At 63.2% G+C, this 23836-nt stretch carries 25 protein-coding genes; 18 read left to right on the top strand and 7 right to left on the bottom strand.

Translation table 11 applies throughout. From position 1 onward, the window contains the following. Positions 1-66 precede the first annotated feature (66 nt). The 3 genes from DSM104635_RS00005 (at position 67) to recF (ending at position 3837) form a co-directional block, all read left to right on the top strand. A complete protein-coding gene (locus DSM104635_RS00005; RefSeq protein WP_158764214.1) occupies positions 67-1404 on the top strand; it encodes a DnaA ATPase domain-containing protein in 1338 nt (445 codons plus the stop codon). 175 nt (positions 1405-1579) lie between these two features. Next, the gene (gene dnaN / locus DSM104635_RS00010; protein ID WP_158764215.1) at positions 1580-2695 is read left to right on the top strand and encodes a DNA polymerase III subunit beta; all 1116 of its coding nucleotides are present in this window, start codon (positions 1580-1582) and stop codon (positions 2693-2695) included. Next, the gene (recF, locus tag DSM104635_RS00015) at positions 2692-3837 is read left to right on the top strand and encodes a DNA replication/repair protein RecF (RefSeq protein ID WP_228445776.1); all 1146 of its coding nucleotides are present in this window, start codon (positions 2692-2694) and stop codon (positions 3835-3837) included. Before dnaN ends, recF begins: the two co-directional genes overlap by 4 nt. Here the strand turns inward: recF and DSM104635_RS00020 are convergent. Then, entirely contained in the window at positions 3834-5384 is a 1551-nt protein-coding gene (locus tag DSM104635_RS00020) for an MHYT domain-containing protein (protein WP_158764216.1), read from the bottom strand. The genes recF and DSM104635_RS00020 overlap by 4 nt on opposite strands. Before the next feature lie 183 nt (positions 5385-5567). Between DSM104635_RS00020 and DSM104635_RS00025 the strand changes: the two genes are divergently transcribed. The 4 genes from DSM104635_RS00025 (at position 5568) to gyrB (ending at position 10714) form a co-directional block, all read left to right on the top strand. After that, the gene (locus tag DSM104635_RS00025) at positions 5568-6839 is read left to right on the top strand and encodes a cytochrome P450 (protein WP_158764217.1); all 1272 of its coding nucleotides are present in this window, start codon (positions 5568-5570) and stop codon (positions 6837-6839) included. Between the two features lie 90 nt (positions 6840-6929). After that, entirely contained in the window at positions 6930-7550 is a 621-nt protein-coding gene (locus DSM104635_RS00030) for an exopolysaccharide biosynthesis protein (protein WP_158764218.1), read from the top strand. Positions 7551-7591: 41 nt separating this feature from the next. Then, positions 7592-8179, top strand: a complete 588-nt coding sequence (locus DSM104635_RS00035; protein ID WP_158764219.1) for an exopolysaccharide biosynthesis protein — start codon at positions 7592-7594, stop codon at positions 8177-8179. A 105-nt stretch (positions 8180-8284) separates the two neighbouring features. Further along, complete coding sequence (gene gyrB, locus DSM104635_RS00040) at positions 8285-10714, top strand: DNA topoisomerase (ATP-hydrolyzing) subunit B (RefSeq protein ID WP_158764220.1); 2430 nt, start codon at positions 8285-8287, stop codon at positions 10712-10714. 44 nt (positions 10715-10758) lie between these two features. Here gyrB and DSM104635_RS00045 read toward each other — a convergent pair whose 3' ends face one another. Then, on the bottom strand, positions 10759-11325 hold the full coding sequence (locus DSM104635_RS00045; RefSeq protein ID WP_158764221.1) for an NUDIX domain-containing protein: 567 nt from the start codon (positions 11323-11325) through the stop codon (positions 10759-10761). A gap of 16 nt (positions 11326-11341) precedes the next feature. Further along, positions 11342-12664 carry a hypothetical protein gene (locus DSM104635_RS00050; protein WP_158764222.1) on the bottom strand — a complete coding sequence of 441 codons (1323 nt, stop codon included), beginning with the start codon at positions 12662-12664 and terminating at the stop codon, positions 11342-11344. Positions 12665-12881: 217 nt separating this feature from the next. Between DSM104635_RS00050 and DSM104635_RS00055 the strand changes: the two genes are divergently transcribed. Together DSM104635_RS00055 and DSM104635_RS00060 are read left to right on the top strand one after the other, a co-directional pair. After that, positions 12882-14375, top strand: coding sequence for a DNA-packaging protein (locus DSM104635_RS00055; RefSeq protein ID WP_228445777.1), 1494 nt, complete (start codon positions 12882-12884; stop codon positions 14373-14375). Between the two features lie 131 nt (positions 14376-14506). Beyond that, positions 14507-14704 carry a hypothetical protein gene (locus tag DSM104635_RS00060; protein ID WP_158764223.1) on the top strand — a complete coding sequence of 66 codons (198 nt, stop codon included), beginning with the start codon at positions 14507-14509 and terminating at the stop codon, positions 14702-14704. Position 14705: 1 nt separating this feature from the next. Here the strand turns inward: DSM104635_RS00060 and DSM104635_RS00065 are convergent, their stop codons facing one another. Beyond that, positions 14706-15473 (bottom strand): sulfite exporter TauE/SafE family protein, encoded by a 768-nt coding sequence (locus tag DSM104635_RS00065; RefSeq protein WP_158764224.1) that lies wholly within the window; start codon positions 15471-15473, stop codon positions 14706-14708. Positions 15474-15601: 128 nt separating this feature from the next. Between DSM104635_RS00065 and DSM104635_RS00070 the strand changes: the two genes are divergently transcribed. Next, complete coding sequence (locus DSM104635_RS00070) at positions 15602-16048, top strand: c-type cytochrome (protein ID WP_158764225.1); 447 nt, start codon at positions 15602-15604, stop codon at positions 16046-16048. A 406-nt stretch (positions 16049-16454) separates the two neighbouring features. Further along, entirely contained in the window at positions 16455-17003 is a 549-nt protein-coding gene (thpR, locus tag DSM104635_RS00075) for an RNA 2',3'-cyclic phosphodiesterase (RefSeq protein ID WP_158764226.1), read from the top strand. A gap of 188 nt (positions 17004-17191) precedes the next feature. Here the strand turns inward: thpR and DSM104635_RS00080 are convergent, their stop codons facing one another. Continuing rightward, positions 17192-17713 (bottom strand): hypothetical protein, encoded by a 522-nt coding sequence (locus DSM104635_RS00080; RefSeq protein WP_158764227.1) that lies wholly within the window; start codon positions 17711-17713, stop codon positions 17192-17194. 291 nt (positions 17714-18004) lie between these two features. On the opposite strand from DSM104635_RS00080, the gene DSM104635_RS00085 reads away from it, so the two are divergent. Both DSM104635_RS00085 and DSM104635_RS00090 read left to right on the top strand, forming a co-directional pair. Further along, positions 18005-18586: a hypothetical protein gene (locus DSM104635_RS00085; RefSeq protein WP_158764228.1), complete on the top strand. Its 582-nt coding sequence runs from the start codon at positions 18005-18007 to the stop codon at positions 18584-18586. Positions 18587-18656: 70 nt separating this feature from the next. After that, on the top strand, positions 18657-19019 hold the full coding sequence (locus tag DSM104635_RS00090) for a UrcA family protein (protein ID WP_158764229.1): 363 nt from the start codon (positions 18657-18659) through the stop codon (positions 19017-19019). On the opposite strand, the gene DSM104635_RS00095 is transcribed toward DSM104635_RS00090, so the two are convergent. Next, positions 19016-19411, bottom strand: coding sequence for a metallopeptidase family protein (locus DSM104635_RS00095; RefSeq protein ID WP_158764230.1), 396 nt, complete (start codon positions 19409-19411; stop codon positions 19016-19018). The two genes, DSM104635_RS00090 and DSM104635_RS00095, sit on opposite strands and share 4 nt — an antisense overlap. A 56-nt stretch (positions 19412-19467) precedes the next feature. Here DSM104635_RS00095 and DSM104635_RS00100 point away from each other — a divergent pair, with 56 nt between their 5' ends. The 3 genes from DSM104635_RS00100 (at position 19468) to DSM104635_RS00110 (ending at position 21697) form a co-directional block, all read left to right on the top strand. Next, a complete protein-coding gene (locus DSM104635_RS00100) occupies positions 19468-19923 on the top strand; it encodes a hypothetical protein (RefSeq protein ID WP_158764231.1) in 456 nt (151 codons plus the stop codon). A 55-nt stretch (positions 19924-19978) separates the two neighbouring features. Continuing rightward, positions 19979-20410 (top strand): hypothetical protein, encoded by a 432-nt coding sequence (locus tag DSM104635_RS00105; protein ID WP_158764232.1) that lies wholly within the window; start codon positions 19979-19981, stop codon positions 20408-20410. A gap of 114 nt (positions 20411-20524) precedes the next feature. Then, positions 20525-21697 carry a ferritin-like domain-containing protein gene (locus DSM104635_RS00110; protein ID WP_158764233.1) on the top strand — a complete coding sequence of 391 codons (1173 nt, stop codon included), beginning with the start codon at positions 20525-20527 and terminating at the stop codon, positions 21695-21697. 66 nt (positions 21698-21763) lie between these two features. Here DSM104635_RS00110 and DSM104635_RS00115 read toward each other — a convergent pair whose 3' ends face one another. Then, positions 21764-22591, bottom strand: a complete 828-nt coding sequence (locus DSM104635_RS00115) for a hypothetical protein (protein ID WP_158764234.1) — start codon at positions 22589-22591, stop codon at positions 21764-21766. An 89-nt stretch (positions 22592-22680) separates the two neighbouring features. Here DSM104635_RS00115 and DSM104635_RS00120 point away from each other — a divergent pair, with 89 nt between their 5' ends. Further along, positions 22681-23118, top strand: coding sequence for an MmcB family DNA repair protein (locus DSM104635_RS00120; protein ID WP_158764235.1), 438 nt, complete (start codon positions 22681-22683; stop codon positions 23116-23118). After that, positions 23115-23798 carry a helix-turn-helix transcriptional regulator gene (locus DSM104635_RS00125; protein ID WP_158764236.1) on the top strand — a complete coding sequence of 228 codons (684 nt, stop codon included), beginning with the start codon at positions 23115-23117 and terminating at the stop codon, positions 23796-23798. Before DSM104635_RS00120 ends, DSM104635_RS00125 begins: the two co-directional genes overlap by 4 nt. Positions 23799-23836 lie beyond the last annotated feature (38 nt).

Below are 23836 nucleotides of genomic sequence, written 5' to 3' on the forward strand. Positions count from 1 at the left end.
ATGGAACGTCATGTTGAGGGAGCCCGCCGGGAAACGGCGGGTGTCGGGGCGGCGCGAGCCTATGAATTGGTCCGGAAGGAGCTGTTTGGCGAGTTCGGTGCGGATTTTTTCCGCTCGTACATCGACCCACTGCGCCTCGTAGCGGAGATGGATGGGGTCCTTCTCTTCCGCGCGGGGTCACAAGTCGCCAAGGAGCGGCTGACGCAGCAAGTCCAGCACCGGCTTGAAGCACGGCTGCGCGCGTACGAACCGCGCGTCAGCGCAACTCAGATTCTCCTGGAACACGAAATTCCAGACGACGTGCGCGCGCTTGCGCATGCGCGGATCGAAGAAGCGCGTCCGCAGCCGGTTGCTGCGCCGATGCAGGCGCAATCATTTCTGTTCGACACCTTTTGCCAGGATGGCTCCAATCAACGCGCGTACGCCGTTGCGCAGATGATTGCGTCGGGCGACGGTGAAGCCTTCCCGGTTTGGCTGCTGCATTCAGCGCCCGGCTACGGCAAGACGCATCTTTTAACGGCGATCGCGCGCGAAGCCGCAGTCCGCACGCCCGACCGCAAAGTGCTCATGATGACGGGCCAAGAATATCTCGAACAATTTCAGTCGGCCTTGCACAAGAAACGCGACTCTTCGGCGTTCAAGGAAATGGTCCGCGCGCCTGACCTTCTGCTGATCGATGATTTTCATCGCATCTGCGGTAAGAAGGCAACCGAAGAAGAAGCGTTCGACACCATCTACGAACTGACGCGCCGCGGCGGCCAAGTTGTGCTTGCTGCTAATCATGGCGCCGCCGGCATCGAAGGCTTGGATGACGTGCTGCGTGCGCGTTTGAAGGGCGCGGCGTCGTGCGAAATTCTAGAACCTGATGCGCCATTGCGGCGCCGCATACTCGATATGCGCTTACAGCATCATGCACGCTTGACGCCGGGCTTCTCAGTGGCTTCGGATGCGTTAGACATGATCGCTGAGCGTGTGCACGGGAGTGGTCGTGATTTAGACGGCGCTCTCAGCCAACTTCTCATCGAATGGAAGATCTCGGGAGGGATACAAGTGACGCTAGAAGCCGCCGCAAATGCTCTGCAGCCGCAATTGTCCGAAGCAGCGGAGCGACGCATCACCGTTCAGCTGGTGCAAAAGGTGGTCGCCCGTTCGCACAATATGAGTGTGCAGCAGCTGCTTGAGCGAACCCGACGTCATTCGATTGCGCGTCCGCGTCAAATCGCGATGTTCCTCGCGTGCCGCATGACCCATGCGTCGCTGCCGGACATCGGCGCGCGCTTCGGTGGTTTTGATCACACAACGGTAATGTACGCACGGGATCGCGTCGCCGCTTTGGTCGATCAGGACCCGGCTTTCCGCGCCGAGGTCGAGACCATCGCCCGCGCCATCCGTCGCGAGCCCTAAAGCTAGTCATTCCTGGCCGCCGCGCGCCCCAAATCTTGCAAATGGGGCTTGGGGTTCGCGTGGCTTCTGATAGTTTCTCACCCCCTGCGGACCGCGACTCAGGCGCGTTCGCAGGGGGTTTTCGTATCCGGCCCCCGAGCGGCATGCCTGGCGGGCCGAAGGCCAGGATGATGCAATGCGGTTGACTATCGAGCGTTCGGCGCTTCTGAAGGCGCTCAACCACGTCCAGAGCGTCGTCGAACGGCGAAATACGATCCCGATCCTGTCCAACGTGCTGATGTCCGCGCAAGGCGATAGCCTGCGGCTCACGGCCACCGATCTCGACATCGAAATCTCCGAAGGCGCGCCGGCCGAAGTTGAGCGCGGCGGGCAGACCACGGCGCCGGCGAACTATCTCTACGATTTCGTCCGCAAGCTGCCGGATGGTTCGGCGGTGAAGTTCGACGTTTCGGGCGACGATCCGCGGCTCTTCATCTCCGCCGCCAAGTCGCGCCTTCACCTTCCGGTCCTGCCGGCCGGCGATTTCCCGTCGATGCCGTCGGATGGATTCGAGACTAAGTTTGAGATCGAGCCGACCGAACTCGCGCGCCTCATCGACAAAACCCGCTTCGCCATCTCCACCGAGGAGACGCGCTATTATCTCAACGGCATCTTCTTCCACACGATCGACGCTGGCGGCGCCAAGCTCCGCGCAGTCGCCACCGACGGTCACCGCCTCGCGCTCGCCGACGCGCCCGCGCCGAAGGGCGCGGCAGGCATGCCCGGCGTCATCGTCCCGCGCAAAACCATCAACGAGCTGAAGCGCTTGCTCGATGACGCCGCCGACATGGTCGAGATCGCCGTCTCGCCGCAAAAGATTCGTTTCACGCTTGGCGACGCGGTGCTGACTTCGAAGCTGATCGACGGCTCGTTCCCGGAATACGCGCGCGTCATTCCGAAGGGCAATTCCAAGAAGCTCAAGATCGACAACAAGGCGTTCTCCGAAGCCGTCGATCGCGTCGCCACCGTCTCCGCAGAGCGCTCGCGCTCTGTGCGCCTCGCGCTGGAGAAGGACAAAGTCACACTCACCGTCAACAACCCGGACGCCGGCGTCGCCACCGAAGATCTGCCGGCCGATTATAGCTCCGACAGCATGGAAATCGGCTTCAACGCCAAGTACCTGCTCGATGTGGCCCAGCAGATCGAAGGCTCGGAAGCGGTGTTCGAACTGGCCGATTCCGGCTCACCGACGTTGGTGCGCGACGAAGCCGACGAAAACGCGCTCTACGTGCTGATGCCATTGCGGGTGTGACGCTGCACTCCCTTTATGTCTCGCGCCTCATGCTTACGGATTTCCGCAACCACGCTGCGCTCGATCTTGCGCTTGATGCACGGCCCGTGTGTTTGTTCGGCGCGAACGGCGCGGGCAAGACCAACATCCTCGAAGCGCTGACCATGCTTGCCCCGAGCCGCGGTTTGCGCGCCGCGACGCTTGTCGATGTCGCGCGCACCGGGGGAGAGGATCGCGCACAGCCATGGGCAGTGTCCGCGCGCGTTGTGCAAGACGGCGAAGAGTCCGTGTTGGGCGCCGGCGCCGAGCGTACGCCGGAGGGCGGCGTAAAGCGTGTCGCACGTCGCGACGGCATGCCGGCGACTGCCACGGAGCTCGCGCAAGCCGCTCGCATGACATGGCTGACACCCGCAATGGACCGGCTCTGGTCCGGCGCCGCAGGTGATCGCCGCCGCTTCTTCGATCGGCTCACGCTCGCGCGCGCATCAGAGCATGGCTCGGCGGCGGCGCAGTACGAGCGTGCCATGCGCGAGCGACAACGGTTGCTGGCCGACCGCGTGTTTGACGACGCCTGGCTCGGCGGCCTGGAGCGCGAGATGTCTGCACACGGCGCCGCGATCGCGGCAGCGCGCGTCGAGACGTTGCAGCGTCTACAGGAGGCCATCGATGCGCGGCCCGACGGCGCGTTTCCCAAGGCGATCCTCTCCCTCGACGGCTTGCTCGAAGCGCGCTTCGAGCGCGGCGCAAAGAGCGCCGACGTCGAAGAAGATTTCGCCGCCTTGCTGCGTGAGGTGCGCGGGCGCGACGCCGGTGCTGGCCGCGCGCTCGACGGCCCTCACCGCAGCGATCTGCTCGCGCGTCACGCCGCCAAGGATATGCCGGCCGACCAGTGCTCCACCGGCGAACAGAAAGCGCTCCTCGTCGGTCTGACGCTGGCGCAAGCGCGCGCGCTGTCGAATGACCCGGGCGCCGGCGCTTCACTGATCCTGATCGATGAAGCTGCCGCACATCTGGATTCGGTCCGCCGCGCGGCTCTGTTCGACGAATTGCTCGCAAACCCCGGCCAAGCCTGGCTCACAGGTACCGACGAGAACTTGTTCGAAGCCTTCGGCACGCGCGCGCAGCGATTCGAGGTAAAGGACGGCGTGGTGAGCGCCGCCTAGGCGGCGTGGCGCAATTCCGCCATCGGCGCGGGCAGACGCAGCGCAAAGGTCGACCCTTCGCCGGTCGCACTCTTCACCGTCACGTCACCGCCCATCAATTGCGCGAAGCGGCGTGTGATGGTGAGACCGAGGCCCGTGCCGCCGAACATGCGCGCCGTGCTGGCGTCGGCCTGGACGAAGGGCTGAAACAGACGCGCGATCTGAGCGTCGTTCATACCAATTCCGGTGTCGGCGACTTCAAACACGAGCCAGTCGCGGGCGTCGACGCACTCACGACGCGCGTTCAGTACGACGTCGCCGCCCTTGCTGAACTTGATCGCATTCGAGAGCAGATTGAGCAGGCATTGTTTGATCTTGAACGCGTCGCCGTATCCGGCGTCGAGATCGGACGCCAACACGATGCGTAACCGGGCGTCGCCGGTGACCGCAGCCGGCGCGACCGTGTCGATCGCCTCACGAGCCAGCGCCGCGACGTCGAACGGCGCCTCCTCCAATTCGACGCGGCCCGCGTCGATCTTCGAAAGATCGAGGACGTCGTTGATGAGAGCGAGCAGGTGCTGGCCTGCTGTGACGATGCGCTGAGCGTCCTGGCGCGCGCCTGCGTCCTCCAGATCCTCAGAGAGAATTTCGCCGTATCCGATGACGGCGTTGAGCGGCGTGCGCAGTTCATGACTCATGTCGGCCAGGAATTGCGCCCTGGCTTCGCTCGCGTCCTCCGCACGCCGCGTCAGCTCTTGCTGCCGCTTCGCGAGCGCTTCGAGCTCCGCGGTCCGCGTGGCCACGGTGTCGCGCAAGCGGAGGTTTTCCAGGCGCTGCCGATCCGAGAGATAGATGTCGGCAAACCCTGCCGCTACCGCCGCGACAAGGCACAACAGCACGGCAAATCCGACGACCACGCCCAGCATGGATTGTGAGATGGCGTCGGGGTCGATATCGGCGGTCCCGAACGGCGTCAGCGTCAGCGCCGCCATCGCCGTAAAATGCAGCGCGCAAATCGCGAGCAGCAGCGCGCCGCCCGCTTGCACAGCACGCCAGACGTTCGTGGAGACGAAGAAGACGAGCATGGCGCCGGCCGCGAACAGAATGCTCATCGCCACCGACGCGCCGACGTACGTAGCATCCCATTGCATGAGAGCGGGCGCTTCGACACCGGTCATGCCCAGGTAGTGCATCGAGATGATGCCGAGGCCTGAGAGGCATCCCGCGAGCGCTTTCCCTTGTAGATTGGCTGCTTTGAAAGCCAGCCAGAACGCGGCGGTCTGCGCGGCCAGCGAGAGAGCCAGCGAGCCAAAGAGCGGCGCAGCCGCAAAGCTCAGCGGCACGCCCACGTCATAGGCCGTCATTGCCACGAAATGCGTCGCCCACACGCCGAGGCCCGCGATCACGCCAGCGCCGATCCCCCACATCCGTCTGACAACGCCAGTGCGGACGGCGGTGCGGCTCAATAACAGGAAGGCGCTCGTGCTCGTGATCGCGCAGATCAACGCCGCAAGAAACAGGAGCCACAAATTGTGCTCCTGCGTGACGCAACCCAGGACACGCAGCATGGAATTTCTCGAAGAATTTGAACTCAGGTAACGCGCCGGTTAAGCACAAGGGTCGCTAAGATGGCGCTAACGCGCCTGACAATGCGGGTGCTTTCCGCTACGTCGGCTGTCCCATCTTGGGACGCGCGGCGTGACAAGAGCGCGAAAATTTGGTGCGATGCGCGCCCAGAGAGGCGCTCCCCCATGTCCAACCCAGGTTATGTTAGCCGGCACAACGAAGACTACGTCTTCGACTACGATCCGAACGAAGACGCCTGGACGACCGATCTCTCCACGCTGGACATGAGCCGCGGCGAGCGCTTCCGCGATCACACCTTCTGGCCGTTCTTCGAGCGGCTTCGGAAGGAAGATCCGGTGCACTACTGCCCGGACAGTCTGAACGGGCCGTACTGGTCCGTCACCAAGTACAACGACATCATGGCGGTCGATACCGATCACCAGCGCTTCTCGTCCGAGCCTTCGATCGTGCTGTTCGATCCGGAAGAAGATTTTCCGCTGCCGATGTTCATCGCGATGGACCCGCCGAAGCACGACGTGCAGCGCAAGACGGTCTCACCGATCGTCGCGCCGAACCATTTGGCGCAGATGGAGCCGATTATCCGCGAACGCGCGGGCGCGCTGCTCGATGCCGTGCCGCGCGGCGAGGTGTTCAACTGGGTCGACAAGATTTCGATCGAACTCACCACGCAGATGCTGGCGACGTTGTTCGACTTCCCATGGGAAGATCGCCGCAAGCTGACGCGCTGGTCCGATGTCGCGACGGCTGCGCCAGGGCAGGGCATCGTCGAAAGCGATGAGCAACGCCGCATGGAACTGATGGAGTGCCTGCAATACTTCAACGGCTTGTGGGATGAGCGCGCGAAGGCCCCGCCGAAGCCGGATCTGATCTCGATGCTGGCGCACGGCGAAAGCACCAAGGACATGCCGCGCCAAGAATTCCTCGGCAACCTCGTGCTCTTGATCGTCGGCGGCAATGACACGACGCGCAACTCGATCACCGGTAGCGTCTACGCGCTGAACAAATTCCCCGAACAGTTCGCCAAGCTCAAAGCCAAACCAGAGCTGATTCCGAACCTGGTGTCCGAGACCATCCGTTGGCAGACGCCGCTGGCTTTCATGCGGCGGACTGCCATTGAAGACGTCGAAATGCGCGGCAAACTGATCAAGAAGGGCGACAAGGTCGTCATGTGGTATGTCTCGGGCAACCGCGACGATGAAGTCATCGCGCACCCCAACGATTTCGACATCGAGCGCGAAAACGTGCGCCGCCACCTCTCGTTTGGCTTCGGCATTCACCGCTGCGTCGGTAACCGTTTAGGCGAAATGCAGCTGCGCATCGTCTGGGAGGAGATCCTGAAGCGCTTCGACAAGATCGAAGTGATGGGGGAACCCAAGCGCGTCTATTCGTCTTTCGTGAAGGGTTACGAGAGCCTTCCCGTGCGCGTCGCGAGCTAATCGCGTCAGAAATGGCGCAGCTTAATGGTGAACACGCCGTAGGGCAGTGAGCGGCTGGAACCTGGCCACAAGCATCGCGTTGGCGGTGCGATGGCTCATTCCGCGTCTTTCCGCGCCGCCGCGCACCCTGACGGCTTGTCGGACGTTTTCGACGAACTGAACAACAGCGTGAATCGCGAAAGCGAGACTGAGCACGTCCGCTTCGGCGTGCTGTTGAGCGCGGTCGGACGTCGCTCCTATGGGCCACTTCTGCTCATCATCGGACTGTTCGCGATTTCGCCCGCAACTATCCTTCCCGGCATGACGACGATCGCCGCGGCCATCACGTTGCTCGTCGCCGGTCAGATGGCGCTTGGTCTGAAGCGGCCATGGCTGCCGAAATTCGTGCTGAACCTCAAAGTGCCGCGCCGGCCTTTTTTGAAGTTCCTCGACAAGACGCGGCCGACGGTTGAGCGCATCGATGGCGTGTGGCTGCGCGAACGTTGGGCGTTCATGACGGTGCCGCTGTTCGTCAACGTCGTTGCGCTCTGCGTGATCGCCGCGGCGATGATCACGTTCCCGCTTTCGCTCATCCCGTTTGCGCCGCTCGCACCTGGAATCGCTGTCGTGATGTTCGGCCTCGGCATGACGGCGCGCGACGGCGTTTGGCTGTGTGCTGGCATCGTCCTCACCGCGGCTGCTTTCTGGCTCGCCGCGCCAATGATCCTATGAGCGCTGCATTGACGCGCGCGTGTCGCGAGCGTTGATGCCCCATGCCTGCGCAGACACTCGGCCACGTTCTCGATGAGATCTCCACAAAGGTGCGCGACGATGCGACGCCGGAAACGCTGACGCTCGGCGAAGTGATCGACGCCTTCGGCCGCCGCTCATACGGCCCACTCCTGCTTGTCATCGGTCTCTTCGCGATCTCGCCTGCCACAATTGTCCCGGGTCTCACCTGGCTCGCCGCCGCGCTGACGCTGGTGGTCGCCGGCCAGATGGCGTTGGGCCTCAAGCGCATCTGGCTGCCGCGCGGCGCGCTTCAGGCTGAGCTGCCGCGCGACGCCGTGCTGGGCGGCATCGAGAAGAGCCGGGGCTTCGCCAACCGCATCGACGGCCTCCTAAAGCCCCGCCTGACCTTCCTCAGCGGGCCTCCATTCGTGAATGTCGTCGCTCTCCTGTGTATCGCCGCCGCCCTCATCACTTTCCCGCTCGGCCTCATCCCGTTTGCGCCGCTCGCGCCAGGCATCGCGGTAGTGTTTTTTGGGCTCGGGATGGTCGCGCGAGACGGGCTCTGGCTGCTGCTCGGAACGGCCTTTGTCGGCGGCGCGATCTGGCTTGCTATGCAGGTGATTTTATAGGGCTTTTTTGCTCTGTATTTTCGCCCAAGATGCGGCATCAAAACCGCGACTTTTCCCCCGCCAATCCCTATATTGGCGTGTGATTTCCAACCCGATTCGATCCACATGACCGCTCCCCAAACCGCACCGGCGAGCGCGCCCGACTACGGCGCGGATTCCATCAAAGTTCTCAAAGGCTTAGATGCGGTAAGGAAAAGACCGGGGATGTATATTGGGGATACGGATGATGGGTCCGGTCTTCATCACATGGTCTATGAGGTTGTTGATAACGCGATTGATGAGGCTTTGGCGGGGCATGCGACCAGAGTCGAAGTGATTTTGCATCCGGATGGGAGTGCGGAGGTCACGGATAACGGGCGCGGGATTCCGACGGGGATCCATGAGGAGGAGGGGGTCTCGGCGGCTGAGGTGATCATGACTCAGCTGCATGCGGGCGGGAAGTTTGATCAGAATTCTTACAAGGTTTCCGGCGGGCTGCACGGCGTTGGCGTCAGCGTCGTCAACGCGCTCAGCGAGTGGCTGGACCTGCGCATCTGGCGCGACGGCAAAGAGCATTACATGCGCTTTGCGATGGGCGACGCGGTTGCGCCGCTGAAAATCGTCGGCGACGCGCCGCAGGACGAGGGCAAGACCAAGAACGGCACCGCGGTGCGCTTCCTCGCCTCCACGCAAACCTTCACCATGGTCGAGTACGACCGCAAAACCATCGAGCATCGCCTGCGCGAGCTCGCGTTCCTGAACTCCGGCGTCCGCATCATCTTCAAGGATCTGCGCGGCCCCGAGCCGTTCGAGGAAACGCTCTACTATGAGGGCGGCGTCAAAGCCTACGTCGCCCACCTCGACCGTTCACGCACCGCCGTCATCCCCGACGCCATCTATGTCATCGGCGAAAAGGACGGCATGACCGTCGAAGCCTCGATGCAGTGGAACGACGGCTATCACGAAAACACGCTCTGCTTCACCAACAACATCCCGCAAAAGGATGGCGGCACCCACTTGGCCGGCTTCCGCGGCGCGCTCACGCGCGTCGTGAACAATTACATGCAGAGCTCTGGGCTAGCCAAAAAGGAAAAGGTCGAGATCACCGGCGAAGACGCGCGCGAAGGCCTCACCTGCGTGCTCTCGGTGAAAGTGCCCGATCCGAAATTCTCGTCGCAGACCAAGGAAAAGCTGGTCTCCAGCGAAGTGCGCCCCGTGGTCGAAAACCTGGTCGCGGAAACGCTGGCGCGGTGGTTCGAAGAAAATCCGACCACGGCCAAAACCGTGATGGCCAAAATCGTGCAAGCCGCCGCCGCGCGCGAAGCGGCGCGCAAAGCGCGCGAAATGCGCCGCAAGTCGACGCTCGATATTTCCTCGCTGCCCGGCAAGCTCGCCGATTGCCAGGAGAAAGACCCAGCCAAGTCCGAACTCTTCATCGTCGAAGGGGACTCGGCCGGCGGCTCCGCCAAGCAGGGCCGCAACCGCGACAACCAAGCCGTGCTGCCGCTGCGCGGCAAGATCCTCAACGTCGAGCGCGCGCGCTTCGATAAGATGTTGTCGAGCGAACAGGTCGGCACGCTGATTACAGCGCTCGGCGCCGGCATCGGCCGCGGCGAGGGCGACATCGATCTTGAGAAGCTCCGCTACCACAAGATCATCATCATGACCGACGCCGACGTCGACGGCGCCCACATCCGCACGCTGTTGCTGACGTTCTTCTACCGGCAAATGCCGGAGATCATCGATGGCGGCTATCTCTATATCGCCCAGCCGCCGCTCTACAAAGCCACCAAGGGCAAGAGCGGGCGCTACTTGAAGGATCAATCCGAGTACGAGACCTTCCTGATCGAAGAAGGCTCGGCCGGCGCCGTGCTCGAAAGCGCCAGCGGCGCGCAATATGCGAATGACGATCTGAAGCGCCTCGCGCGTGAAGCCATGGCGGTGGAGACGCTGATCAAGCGCCTGCACGCGCGCGCGCCCGATAGCGTGCTCGAACAGGCCGCCATCGCCGGCGCGTTCGCGGCGGGCGCGGGCGATGCCGAAGCCAAGGAAACGGCGCGGCGCCTCAACGCGATCGCCGAAGAGGGCGAAGCCACCTGGGACGGGCGCTTCGATCCCGATGGCGCGTTGGTGCTGGAGCGTATTGTGCGCGGCGTCGCCGAACGCGCGACCTTGGATAAATTGTTCTTGAGTTCAGCCGATGCGCGCCGCCTTGCCGATCGCGCGCCGGCGCTCCGCGAAACCTACGCGGCGCGCGGCGTTTTGAAACGCGGCCAGGATTCAACCGAAATCAACGGACCTTTGTCGCTGCTGCACGCCGTCGAAGGCGCGGGGCAGAAGGGCGTTTCGATCCAGCGCTACAAAGGCTTGGGCGAAATGAACGCCGAACAACTCTGGGAAACCACGCTCGACGCCGAAGTGCGCACGCTGCTGCAAGTGAAGGTCGATCACGCCGATGACGCCGACGAGATGTTCTCGAAGCTGATGGGCGATGTGGTTGAGCCGCGCCGCGCGTTCATCGAAGAGTTCGCGCTGGAAGCGGACGTGGACGCTTAGGAAGCCATCGCTCCGAACTCCGCCCGCAACTCAACGTCATTCGTCTACGTTGGTAGGTCGAGGTCAAATTGAAGCTGTGCGCGTTGCGCGCGATAGAGGTCAGCAACGTCTCTCCCAAGATTGCTTTCCCAACTCAGTGGCAGCGAGTGCAGGCCACCGGGATACGAACGATCTAGTAGCTCCACCAGACCAGAGATCTTGTACCTCTTCGAGCCAAGCATTTCCTGCTCCGAGAGGAGGATATTTGGAGAACGCGAGGTCATCGACTGCAGGAAGGAGTTCGGCGACGCCTCGCATCGCAAGAGGAAAAACTGAAGTTCGTATGCCACAAGATCGCGCTTCGACTGCGAATACACGGGGCCATGCTCAAGCTCGGTAGTAAGCGGGAACAGGTTGAGCCCCGGCCTTTTTCGCAATTGGGGCACTTCCTCAAGCATTTCTCTATGAGCCGTTCGAGCGAGGCTATCGCGATCACGCTGCTCCTCGTGCCCACCGACAAAGTTTATGTCGTGCCACTTCTTGCTCCTTCTCATGAGGTAGAGCGCCTCGGTGCCCGCGAGGAATTTTGCGACCACAAAGCCGCACCGTGACCGTCTTGGTTCGCCGTTCATCTCGCACCCAAACTCATCACGAAAAAACCGACCTTCCCTTCAGAATCGCACGGGACCAACTTTCTAGCGCAAGTTCTTCCACCCGGGCATCTAGTTCGTCCCAACTGGTGAATCGACCAGTGAGATCATGCCCTCTGCCGCGTGCCCTACGAAACTCTTTCTTTCGGAGATCAGTTGCGGTGTGGACGTTGTCGATTTCTACCTGAAAGATGACGCCGAAATGCTTGCTGCTGTGAGGCTCGTCCGGATCCCAACAATATCCCTTCACGTTCGTTGCAAATTCTCGACTGAGGAATAGAGAGCGCATTAGTCTATCCAGCAATGCAGCCTTAAGTAGAGGTTCTCCGCTTTGGCCGTCCACTTTCGAGACGTGCGTTCCCTGCCACACGGTGGCCTTGCCAAAGAGCTTCGACTTCGGATCATTCTCCTTACGTTGAAAGATAAAGACGGTGTCTTTCGATGTCAGCACCCCTGCAGGAATAATTTGAACCACACTTTCCGTATTCTCGGCGTCAGCGCGGCGCATATAGGTGCCGTGTTGCCGAATACACTCAATCGCCACCTCAACGGAACTCGCGCTGAAGGAGCCGCCATCTTCAAGTGGGATTTTCTCGATCTCTTCCCGTGGCACGACGAGGATCTCGGGGTTTAGAAATTCCTCAAGGCAATCGACAATGTTGTTCGCAAGGTCTGCGTTGGACTCTCGGACGCTGCTACTGCCCGACGTATCTAGGCTCAAAATTTTCGGGAAGTCTTTCTCGTACTTGTCGGTCGCCGTTCGGACAGAACGCGTGATGGCGTTCAGGACGTCTGTATTCATAATGCTGCCGGGCTTCTTTGTAATTCGCTGCGCAACTTCGCGTTTCATCGCGGTGTCGGCATCAACGCTCATGACAATACTCAAGTCGATCAGCGAGCGCCACCGCTCCAAGAGCAGGAACGCTTCTATCGTGTCCGCCTCTTCTTGAGTCAATTCTCCTCGCTCTCGTTGGAGGAGTAGCCAGACAAGTGAGTCAAATATCCCTCGGTCGACAATAATGATGTCGGTGTCTGTCTCAATGTTCTCCAGCAACTCGGCCAACATCGATGTGGCACACCAGGTATTGAAGAAGAGATGCCCCTTCATGGGTATCGGGCACTGAGCCGCTCGCTCAGAGAGAATGTGAACTCGGAAGTTCTGACGTGAGAAGAAGTGTCGGACTGCCTCAACGGCCGTGCTCTTGCCGGCTTTGGGTGTGCCGGCGAACTCAATCACAAACGCTCTCGCACCGTATCTGAGATGCGAATGAACTTTGACCGCTTTCGTTTCCAGCGCGGTGACTTTATCGTCGATCGACATGGGCGCCTCTGTCTGAACTTGGCATTCAGTACTCCGACCCGGTCGTTCTCGCAAACCCCGGCAGACGGCGATAGAGCGATGGGCCGCCGCGGAGTCGAGAAATCTCGATGCATCACGTGTCCCGCGTCGGCGATATAGCTCTGCTGCCACATGCACCGAACGCGGGGATAGATTGAAGCCAATCCGACCGGGTCCGCCGCGCGCTTAAGCTCCGCGCATGACTGACGAAATCAAACTCAAGGGCACCATCACCAAACGTCTGCATCATAGTCCGGAAGTCTGGGCGCAGGCGAAGCGGGATTATCTTGCGGGCTATACGGCGTCGGCGGTTTCGGCGCATTACGGCATGAGCGTCGATGCGATCCGGAAGCGCGCGTCGAAGGAGGGGTGGTGCAAGGCGCATCACGTCGCGACGGCTGAGATTCCGCCGCCGCTGTTTCCGTTTCCGGATGACTCTCAGGCCGTGAAAACGGGGGATTCAGAATTCGCGTCGCGGTGGGATGAGATTGCGCATGCGGCGCAGCGTGCGCCGGCGCTGCCTTGGTCGACGTGGCTGTTTCAGGGTGGGCGCGGCGCCGGCAAAACGCGCGCCGGTGCGGAGTGGTTGGCGGCGCGGGCTGAGGCGGCGCCTGGTATTTTCGCGCTGATCGGTCCGACGCAGCATGATGTGCGCGAAGTGATGGTCGATGGGCCGTCGGGCTTGCGCAATCTGCCGGGGCGGGCGCGGCCTTGGTACGAGCGCTCGCGGCGGCGTTTGCTGTGGCCGAATGGCTCGGTGGCGTACGCGTTTTCGGCGGAGGAGCCGGAGCGCTTGCGCGGGCCGCAATTCGAGGCGGCGTGGGCGGATGAGTTTTGTATCTGGCCGCGTCCGAGCGAGACGCTGGCGATTTTGCGCATGGGGTTGCGGCTTGGCGTGGCGCCGCAGCTGGTGGTGACGACGACGCCGAAGCCGCTGGCGGCGTTGCGGGTGCTGCGCGCGGAGGCGTCGTGCGTGATGACGCAGGCGGCGACGGTGGTGAACGCGGCGCATTTGGCGCCGACGTTTCTCGATGGGCTGCATGCTTTGTATGGCGGCACGCGGTTGGCGGCGCAGGAGCTGGAGGGGCTGCTGGTCGATGGCGATGGCGCGCTGTGGCGTGCGGGAGACTTGGCGCGGGTGCGTGGGGCGCGGCCACCGGCGTTGGAGCGCGTGGTGGTGGGGGTTGATCCGCCGGCGGGTGCGGGTGGCGCTGCGTGCGGGATCGTGGTGGCGGGGCGGAGTGGTGCGCGCGCTGTTGTGCTGGCGGATCGAAGTGCTGCGGGGCTGTCGCCGCTTGGGTGGGCGACGCGGGTGGCGGAGGCGGCGCGGGAGTTTGGCGCGCACGAGATTATCGCGGAGGCCAATCAGGGCGGCGACATGGTGCGCGCGACGTTGGCCTCGGCGGGCGCGCCGTGCGCGGTGCGGCTGGTGCACGCGTCGCGTGGCAAGCGCGCGCGGGCGGAGCCGATTGCGGCTTTGTACGAGCAGGGGCGCGTGACGCATGCGGGCGCGTTCGTGGCGCTGGAGGAGGAATTGTTGGCGCTCGGTGTGAGTGAGAGCGAAGGCTTGCTCGATCGCGCCGATGCGTTGGTCTGGGCGCTGACGGCGCTGATGCTGGGCCCGCCGCCGAGTGAAGGGCCGCGGATACGGGGCTTTGATCTGGCGCCGTTTCCGCGTGGGTTGTCGGGATAGGGGGATTGGGCGCGCGTCTATCCCCGGTTTTTCCGGAGAAAGGCCAAGCCGATCAACGCACGCGCGGAAATCTATCCGACCGAGTTCTGGCTGCGCGCAGACTGCGTGCATTCGAACAGAGGAGAACCGGAATGGCGTTGATTGTGGTGCGGGACGTGAAAGCTGATCGTGAGCGGATCATCAACACGGACTACATTTTCCATTGCTACGAAGAAGAGGGCGGCGTGCGGATCAACTACTCGCAGGGTGTGTCAGGGCGCGACAGCGTCACGATCGCTGGCGGCTTGGATTCGTTTGCGAAGACCGTGGGCGCGCTGAAAGTCGGGTGAGCTAGCTCAAACTGCGCCACAGCATGTACGCGGCCACCGCGAAGACGACGCCGGCGAACACGCGTTGTAGGACGCCGCGTTGCTTCGAGAGATGCGTAGCGAAGGTTGCGCCGATGACGCCGCCGATTAGGCCGCCGCCGATGAAGAGGCCGGCGATGCGCCAATCGATCAGGCCGTCGGCGGCGTAGCTGATGGCGGTGGTCGCGCCAAAGGCGCCGACGGAGAAGAGCGATGAGCCGATGGCTTGGATCATGCTCATGCCGGTGGCGCCGATGAGGCCGGGCACGATGAGGAAGCCGCCGCCGATGCCGAAGAAGCCGGACATCACGCCGACGCCTTGGCCGTAGAGCAAGAGACGCGGCACCGCGGCTCGGCTGAAGCGCGCTTCGTCGGCGGGCGTGTCGGCGCGGCGGCGTAGCATGAAAACGCCGGCGATGATCATGACCAGCGCGAACAGCGGCAGCAGCACGTCGGGATTGGTCGCTTTGCCAATGGCGGCGCCGGCGATGGCGCCGATCACGCCTGCTGCGGCGAAGATCATGGCGTTGCGCCAGCGCACATGTCCGCGTCGGGCGTGGTTGACCAGATTTGCGAAGGCGTTGACCGAGACGGCGAGCGCGCTGGTGCCGATCGCGATGTGCGGATTGGCGACGCCGACGATGTAGAGCAACGCGGGCGTCGCCAGGATCGAGCCGCCGCCTCCGATCAGCGCGAGGATCAGCCCGACGGCGGCGCCGCTTAGGATGGCGAGGATGTCGGGCAGGGTCATCGGCGGCCCGACCGTGGCGTGATTTGGCGGCGCTGTCTCTTGTGCAGGCGCGAACAATTTGTTGCGAGTCGTTATCCGTTGAGGCGTGCGCGGCGGCGGCGTAAATCAGCGGCGCTGAATTGGGGGACATGATGCTCAGAGCTACGATAGTGATTGCTGCATTTGCGGCGCTGTCCGCGTGCGCGCCGCAAGAAACCGCGCCGTTGAGTGGAGACGCGCTGGTCGCGCGTGGCGATTATCTCGTGAACAGCGTCGTGCTGTGCGGCGATTGCCATACGCCGATGGGACCGCAAGGGCCGGATCAAACGCGTCGCCTGCAGGGTGGGCCGAACCTCACGACGCCGACTATCGACATTCCGTGGGGCGATGTTGTCCCGAGTATCGCGGGCACTCCCGCGTACTATACTGAAGATCAATTCATCGCGTTCTTGCAAACCGGCGTGCGTCCTGACGGTACGCATCCGCGTCCGCCGATGCCGCCGTATCGCTTGAACGAAGACGATGCGCGCGCTGTCGCGGCTTACATCGCGACGCTGCCGCGCGGTGGTGAAGAGCACACCGAAGACTCGCACTGAGTAAGCACAATTACGAATGCGCGTGATGTTTTGTCCGTCATGGGCGTTTCGATGCGTTCACGTTTTCTGTTCCGAGCTTGACGTTTGGGTGCGCGAGGTATTTCATTTCGCGTGTCGGAAGACATCTGCGCCGTCCGCCGGTTCCCGCTTGCAATGCTCTTGCAGCACACAACACCTGGGCCACGGCGCGCGCATAGTGTCTTCCCGTCCGACGAAATGACCGCGCGCAGCAATGGTGCTGCAAGGGAAGCGGGCCGCTCATAATCGAGCCGGCGTCAGGAGACGTTTCAGCGCATGGTGATGTAAGCGCGAACAAAGTGGCAACTGAGTTGCCGCTTTTTGCATGTGTTGTGCTCTGATTTTACGCACGCTTGCATGGCGCGCGTTGCACGCCGATTTTCTAGCCATGTCGCTTCGCTTGTTTGCCGCGCTCGATCTGCCTGACGACATCGTTGAGCGCGTGATGGCGCTGATGAAAGGCGTGCCTGGCGCCAAATGGCGGCCGCGCGAGAATTTGCATCTAACGCTGCGGTTTTTCGGCGAGGTGACCGAGCCTGTGGCGGATGATCTGGACGCTGCGTTGTCGTCGACCGCGGATGCGACTGCGCCGTTCGAGCTGCAGCTGAAGGCGGCCGGTTCATTCGGTGGCGCCGATCCGCACGCGCTTTGGATTGGCGTTGCGGTCGATCCCGCGCTCACAAAGCTCGCCGCCGATTGCGAGCGTGCGGCGCGGCGGGCAGGGCTGAAGGCGGAGCCGCTGAAATACAAGCCGCATGTGACGGTGGCGTATCTCAGCGCGGCGCCGCTCGATCGCGTGCAGGCGTTCGAGGCGCAAATGGGGTTGTTTCAAACGGATGCGTTTCGCGTTGAGCGCTTTGGTTTGTATTCCAGCGTGACGCGGAGGGGTGCGCCGAGTTTGTATCGGCTCGAGGCGGAATATCCGTTGTTGGGTTGAGCACCGAGCGAAGAAAGTTGGAGCGCGGGCCTCCTGGCCCGCTATGTGCGCCACGCCAAATCGCATGAGGTTCGCGCTTGAACGTTCCAAGCGGGCCAGGAGGCCCGCGCTCCAACCTGCAAACAACCAACAAAGAAAAAGCGCGGACCCGAAGGTCCGCGCTTAAACTTCAGCCGTTGTCGCAGTGCTTACGAAACCGGCGCGGGCTGCGGCGTTTCCGGGGCAGGCGGCTGGGTTTCGTTGACGAGCGTGGCCGGCGGCGGGTTTGGGCCCATCGCGCAGCAGCGCACTTGCACTTCGAGCACTTGGCCGTTGTAGCGGCACTCGGTGTCGCTCACAGAACGCAGGATCGCCATGCCGCCAGCGCGCGCGGTGTAGCGCGTTTGCGTGCAGCCGGTCAGCGTGTAGCCCGGATCGCAGGTGCCGGCGCGGGTGCGATTCACCGTGCGCGTGACGCACACGACGTTGCGGGCCATCGCCTGGTCGGCGGTGGATTGCGCGCGGTTGGCGACGCCGAACACTTCGGCAATGCGCGAGCCAAGGCTTGAGCGCACTTCTTCGGTGTCAGCGTGTTGCTTGCAGATGTCGGTGTCGGCGCGACCCGGATCTTGGGCGCACCATTCGGCAATGGTCTGATCGCCGGTGCGGTTGGCGCAGGCTCCGAGGAGCAGCGTCAGCGCGGCGGCGGCAAAGATGGAAGCAATGCGCATTCTGGCGCCTTTCCTTGGTTGTCCCCGGCCCCTTCAAGGACCTCAACGGTTACCGCAAAGCGGATGAGGGAAAAAGAATCAAGCCCTGTCTCGGTTCCGGGGAATCCTGCGTAAGGCGCCATCTTGCTGGCGCAGTTCCCGCCATTGTCCGAAGCCGGACCGACGGGTCGCTAAGATTACGGAAACGCAAGCGAAAGTGGGCCGCGCGGTCATTGGTATGAGCAGCCGGAACGCAAGCTAGGCGCACCGGGTTTTCTGGCTAAGGTGCGGATCGGAACTAGGGAGCACGCGATGTTGGGACGCTTGGCGGCGATTGCCGTGGTTGCCGCGCTGGCCGGATGCGCCGGTATGGAATCGGCCGGACGCAACGCCGCGCGCGATCCTGTCGCGTCGGCGCCGACGGCGGCGCCCGCGCCTCGTGTTGTGGCAAGCGCCCCGACACCCGCGACTGCGCCGCTGCCGGCGCCGGTCGCGAGTGCGCCGAGACCAACACCGGCGCCGATCGTAACGGCGACACCCGCGCCGCCGCCGCCGCAGGCGATCACGCCGCGCACGACCGCCGCGCCGGCAGTCGAAGACGACGAGCCGGCGCCAGTCGCTATCGACACCGCGCGCCGTTCGGGCAGCGACATCATCGTGCCTGGCGTGCGCGAGCGCCAAGTGCAGCCGCCGCGCGGCGATCCGCGTTCGACCTCGGAGCGTATGGAAGACATTCGCGCCTGGGACCAATGCGTGACGCGTGTGCAGGCTGCGTTCGAGAGTGATCCGATGAGTCCGCAGCTCGATTCACCGGAAGAATATTGCAGCCAGTCGCTGGGTATGGCCGAGCGCGACGCGGTGCCGCTCAGCCGCGGCGAGCGCCGGCGCAACTAGCAGGCGCTCACCATCGCGTGAGCGCACCAGGCTTCAGCAAGATAGTGCAAGCGGCGCGCGACATTGATGCGTGACCATCCCTGGCATCGACAGCAGGGAAGAGATCATCGAGTTCAGAGTGTCAGCGCCGGTCTTCTGCGCATTGTTTATCTGTATCGCGCTCGATATCGCGCCGACGGCGCACGCAACGCCGGAGAGCAAAACGGTGCGCGTCGATGATCTCAACCGGTACAGCGAAGCAGGCGCACATGAGTTGCTCCGGCGGATCGAACGCGCCGCCAGCGAAGTGTGCGGTGAGAGTTTTGCGCGACGCTACATGGCGGCGCGCCGGACTTACATGGAGTGTCGGCGCACAACGATATTGACGACTGTCGATCGTGTGGACGATGAGCGGCTGAACGCCGCTTACATCACGCGCTACGGCGCGTTCTAATCCGCTTGCTCAAGGATCGCGTCCATCGCTTCGTCGCTTAGGCCGAAGTGATGGCCGATCTCGTGCACGAGGACGTGCGAGACAAGCTCGGCCAGCGTGACGTCGCCGCGCTCGATCCATTCGTCGAGAATGGCGCGCCGGTAGAGGAAGACCATCGGTTGCGTCGGCGCCGGGTCCATAATCGATTGCTGGGTGAGATCGACGCCGTGATAGAGCCCGGTCAGCTCGAATGGGTCCTCGATCTCCATGTCCGCGAGAATCTGCTCGTCGGCAAAATCCTCGATACGAATCAACACCTCGCCGGCCATGGCGCGGAATTGCTTGGGCAGTGCGGACCAGGCGTCTTGGGCGAGACGATCAAAATCGTCGAGAGAGGGGGCGAGGTGGCTCATCGGTGCGGCTTCGAGTAACCTAGGCGCGGGCGGGCGCCAACGCGGAGGTTAGTCTCATGCGTCTCGTCATGCTCGCGCTCTTGTTCACAACTGCTGCTTGTTCGCCGGCCGCGGGGCCGCCGGCGGAAGAGCCTGCGCCTGTTGAAGCCGCTGCGCCTGCATCGGTTGATCTCGGACCCTACACCAACAGCTGGGACGCGGCGGAGTTCTCGCACTTCCGTCACACGTTGCAGGCTTCGGCGCCCGGCGCGCAGACGCTGACATTGCAAGCGCAGACAGATTCGCCGGGCGGCGAGACCGTGGCGGTGTATCCGATCGGCCCGGATGGCGAACGGCGCACTGTGCGCATCGTGTTCGTGATCGCGGACGGTGACGGCACGAGTGAGGACGCGACGGTGGACGTGCCGGCGGAAGGTTTGCCGGTCGAAGTGATTGTCGAAAACGCGGGCGGGCGCCGTCACGCCGGCAATTACACGATCACGCTCACGCCCGCGGCGACGCCCGCGCCGTGACGGCGATCACGGACACTCAAGCAATATTCAGTTTTCATGCTTCGAGGAGGCATCGATGCGTTTCATCCTATGCGCGCTCGCGCTTGCCGGGATTACGGCGACGGCGTCGGCGCAGACTTATCAAGTGCAGCCGAATGCAGTGCTGCAGGTCCAGCGCGCCAATATTCTCGACGGGGTCTGGAATGTTGGCGGCCTAGGGCAGCTCAGCCTCACGACGCGCCCGGAGGGCGCGCTGGAGGGTCAGCTCGCGGGCAAAGCGTGCCACGGCCAGTATCAGGGCAACGCATTCTCGCTCCTCTGCATGAGCGACGACCGCGGCCCGTACCTGATCTCGGGCGCGGCTTTTGAAGAACCGCCGGTGGCTACCACGGCGCGGGCGCGGATCGTGGCCCAGCCAGCGCGGATGGGCGGGCAGATCCACCAGACCTATCTGACCGCGCGCGGCCACACCGAAGAGGTCGCCCAGCTCAACGGAACACGACAGTAAACAGTAAGTTGACGCCCCCGTCATTTTTCTTGATTGCGGCGTTTCCCTCAGCTAGGGTGGGGAAATCAGAACAATGCCGCCAGAAATGGGCGGCTGACCGGGAGAGACGACGCGATGGCCGACTCCGCCGCCCTGAACTCAAGCATCCGCCAGATCACCAAGGACGAAGTCTACGACGCGGTGCCGCCGGACGATTTCAGCCAGATGCTGGAGATCGATCGCCACCTGAACCGCTCGTCCGCGTTCGACAAGATTATCTCTGCGACCCACGACCACTTCTGGGACCCGCTCGACAAGAAATACATCGACTTCGAGTCAGAGCCCTGGGATCTCGACACCATGGATCTGCAGCCGGACGAAATGGTCCCGGCGTTGCTGACCGACTACGTGCAGGCTCACTTCGAGAAGCATCCCGAGCTGCGCATCCGCTTTAAGAATGAGATCGCGCGCTGGTCGATGTCAGCCATTCTGCACGGCGAGCAGGGCGCGTTGAACCTTTCCGCTTCGCTCTGCCACGTGTTGCGCGATCCGGGCGCACAGGAATACGCCGCCAACCAAACGCGCGAAGAAGGCCGTCACGTCACGGCGTTCGCGAAATACATCATCGCGCGCTGGGGTTCGCCGCTGCCGTGCGGCTCAGTGCTTGCGGACTTGCTGCAAGAGATCGTGCACGCGCCGGAGGTCTATAAGAAGATCATCGGCATGCAGATGCTGGTTGAAGGCCTCGCCATGGGCGCGTTCGCCACCATCTATCAGCGCTGGAACGACCCGCTGGCGAAGAAGCTGACGCAGCTGGTGATGACGGACGAGGCGTTCCACCATAAGTTCGGGAAAATCTGGGCCGATCGCACCATTCCGAAGCTTTCGGAAGAAGAACACAACATCGTCGAAGATTGGGCCGCGCACTGCTTCCAAACGCTGCTGTTCAATCTCGTCGCGCCGCACCAGATGAAGGACATCTACGTCCGCTTCGGGCTCGATCCGGACAAGGTGATGGAAGGCTTCCAAGCCGTCGCCACCGACGAAGCCCGCCGCGAGCAGATGAAGGAAAGCACCAACATCTTCCGCGTGCTGGTGAAGACGCTCTGGAACGCCGGCATCATCACGCCGCGCACGGCTTCGTTCTACGCCATGTATGTGAACTTCGATGAGTTCAAAGCCGAAGGCGACGAAATGGTCGGCGATGCGATCGCCGATGAAGGCATCCAATATCTGAAGACCATCAATTTCGGCATCAACACCGGCGCATTGGACGACGTGAAAGCCTCGGCGATCGCGGCGGAGTAACGGCATTCCGCGCAAAACGAAGAGCCCGCCGATCGCTCGGCGGGCTCTTTTTGTTTGTCGGCATACTTAGCCGCGCGGATCAGGCGCTTGTTGCGGCGCGGCGGGCGCGCCGGTGACGCTGTCGAGCTGCTCCATGTTTTCACCGACGGCTTGTGCGGCGCCTTGCGGATCGATCAGCGCATAGCCTTGCGGCACGCCGAACAGCGAAGCGTCTTGCTCGCCGCGTTGCAGCGAGGTGGCTTCCCAGAGCGTGCGGCCGCTTTCGGTGACGCGCAGCACGATGCCGTCTTCGGTGATGCAGGCGACGCGGTCGACGCCCGGGGCAGGCGCTTCCTTCGGCGTCCATTCGCGGCCGGATTCGCCGGCGACTTCGCAGCGGCCCGTGGAGCGAGCGTTATCCGCGCCGAGTGCTGCCCATGCGGTTTCGAGCGGTTGCGGTGCGTCAGCGTCTTCAATGCGCACCGCGACGCCAGAGGCGGCAGTCGTTAGCGCAGGTGCTGCGGCTGTCGTGCCCGGAGCTGGTGTGGTTGTGGTCGGGGCCGCAGCAGGTGCCGCCGCTGGCGCAGCAGCTGGTGCGTTTGGCGATGTCGTTGCTGACGCAGCGGCGGGCGCACCGGAAAATGCAATGCCGGTCGGGTTCAGCACGTAAGCGGCGTTGGTGGATTCGTCGTAAACAATCGTGGCCTGACCGTAGGTCGGCAGCATCGCCTCAACGCGCATTTTCGGGCCGTCGCGATAGATCACGGTTTGAGTGCCCGCTCCGCCATTGGCGTCAGCGGTCGTGCCTTCGATCCGGTAGGAGACTTCGCCGAATGTGGGATAGCTCGGCGCGCCAATGCCGCAGCCGGCCAAAAGTGCTGCAGAAGCGGCAGCCGCGAGGAACATCATGCGCATGGGAGAGAATCCTTTGTTGTGATGCCAGCGAACGCGGCGCTGCGGTGCGCAGTTCCGCCCGCTTGTTCCCGGGCGCGTGGAGTGAGAAAATGCGGGCCATGGATGCGCTGCCGCTGCCACGTCCGGACGTCACCGCGCTGCTCGCGCGCGGCGTGACGCGTATGCTGCTGGATCATGGGCTTACGCCAATCCTGGAAGTTCCCCTCGCCAACGGCCGTCGCGCCGATGTGATGGCGCTAACGCCGCACGGTGAGATCTGGATCGTCGAAACCAAGTCGTGCTTGGCGGACTATGCGTGCGATGAGAAGTGGCCGGACTATCTTGAGTATTGCGATCGGTTCTTCTTCGGCGTGACGGAGACGTTTCCGCGCGATCACATTCCGGAAGAGGTCGGGCTGATCGTCGCTGACGGATTCGGAGGCGCGATTTTGCGGGAAAGTGTTGTGCGTCCGCTCGTGGCCGCGCGGCGCAAGGCGGTGACGCTGTTGTTCGCGCGGTTGGCGGCGCAACGGTTGAGCTTGCTGTGAGCGTGCATGAGACCACCCACGCGCGCGGCGATCGCATCGCGCCGCATCGGCATGAGTTGGGTTATGCGGCGCTGGTGTTGGAGGGCGCGTACGAGGAGTTAAGCGCTGACGGCGTTTGGCGCGTCGAGGCCGGCGACCTCATCGTGCATCCGGCGTTTCACTTGCATCTGAACCGGTTCGAGACGCGCGGCGCGCGCGTGCTCAACATCACGTTGCCGCATGCGCTGGCGCGCGCGCTCGACGCGCGGCGCTACGGCATTCTGCGCGCGCGCGATCCCGATCGTCTGGCGCGGCGCGCGACGAAGAATTCTGCCGATGCTGTCGGTGAGGCGCTTGCGGAAGCTGCGGCACGCTCGCCCGTGCCCGCGCGGGATTGGCTTGATCGGCTGGCGTCCGATCTCAGCGCGCAGCCGCAGCGGCGCATCAACAGCCTGGCGCGGCGCCACGGCGTCAGCGCTGAGCACGTGTCGCGCGCGTTTGCCCGCCGCTTCGGCATGACGCCGGCGCGGTTTCGCGCGGAGCAACGGCTCCAGACTGCCTTGCAGGCGCTGACCGAGAGCGCGTTGTCGCTGGCGCAGATCGCGGTGCAGGCTGGTTACGCCGATCAGGCTCATTTCTCGCGGGCAATTGCCGCAGCGACTGATATGCCGCCGGCGCGGCTGCGCGCGGCGCTGGCCTAAGATCAATTCTGTTCAAGAACCCGCGCCCAAGGCTCCCG

This window comes from Terricaulis silvestris (assembly GCF_009792355.1).
GTDB lineage: Bacteria > Pseudomonadota > Alphaproteobacteria > Caulobacterales > Aquidulcibacteraceae > Vitreimonas > Vitreimonas silvestris.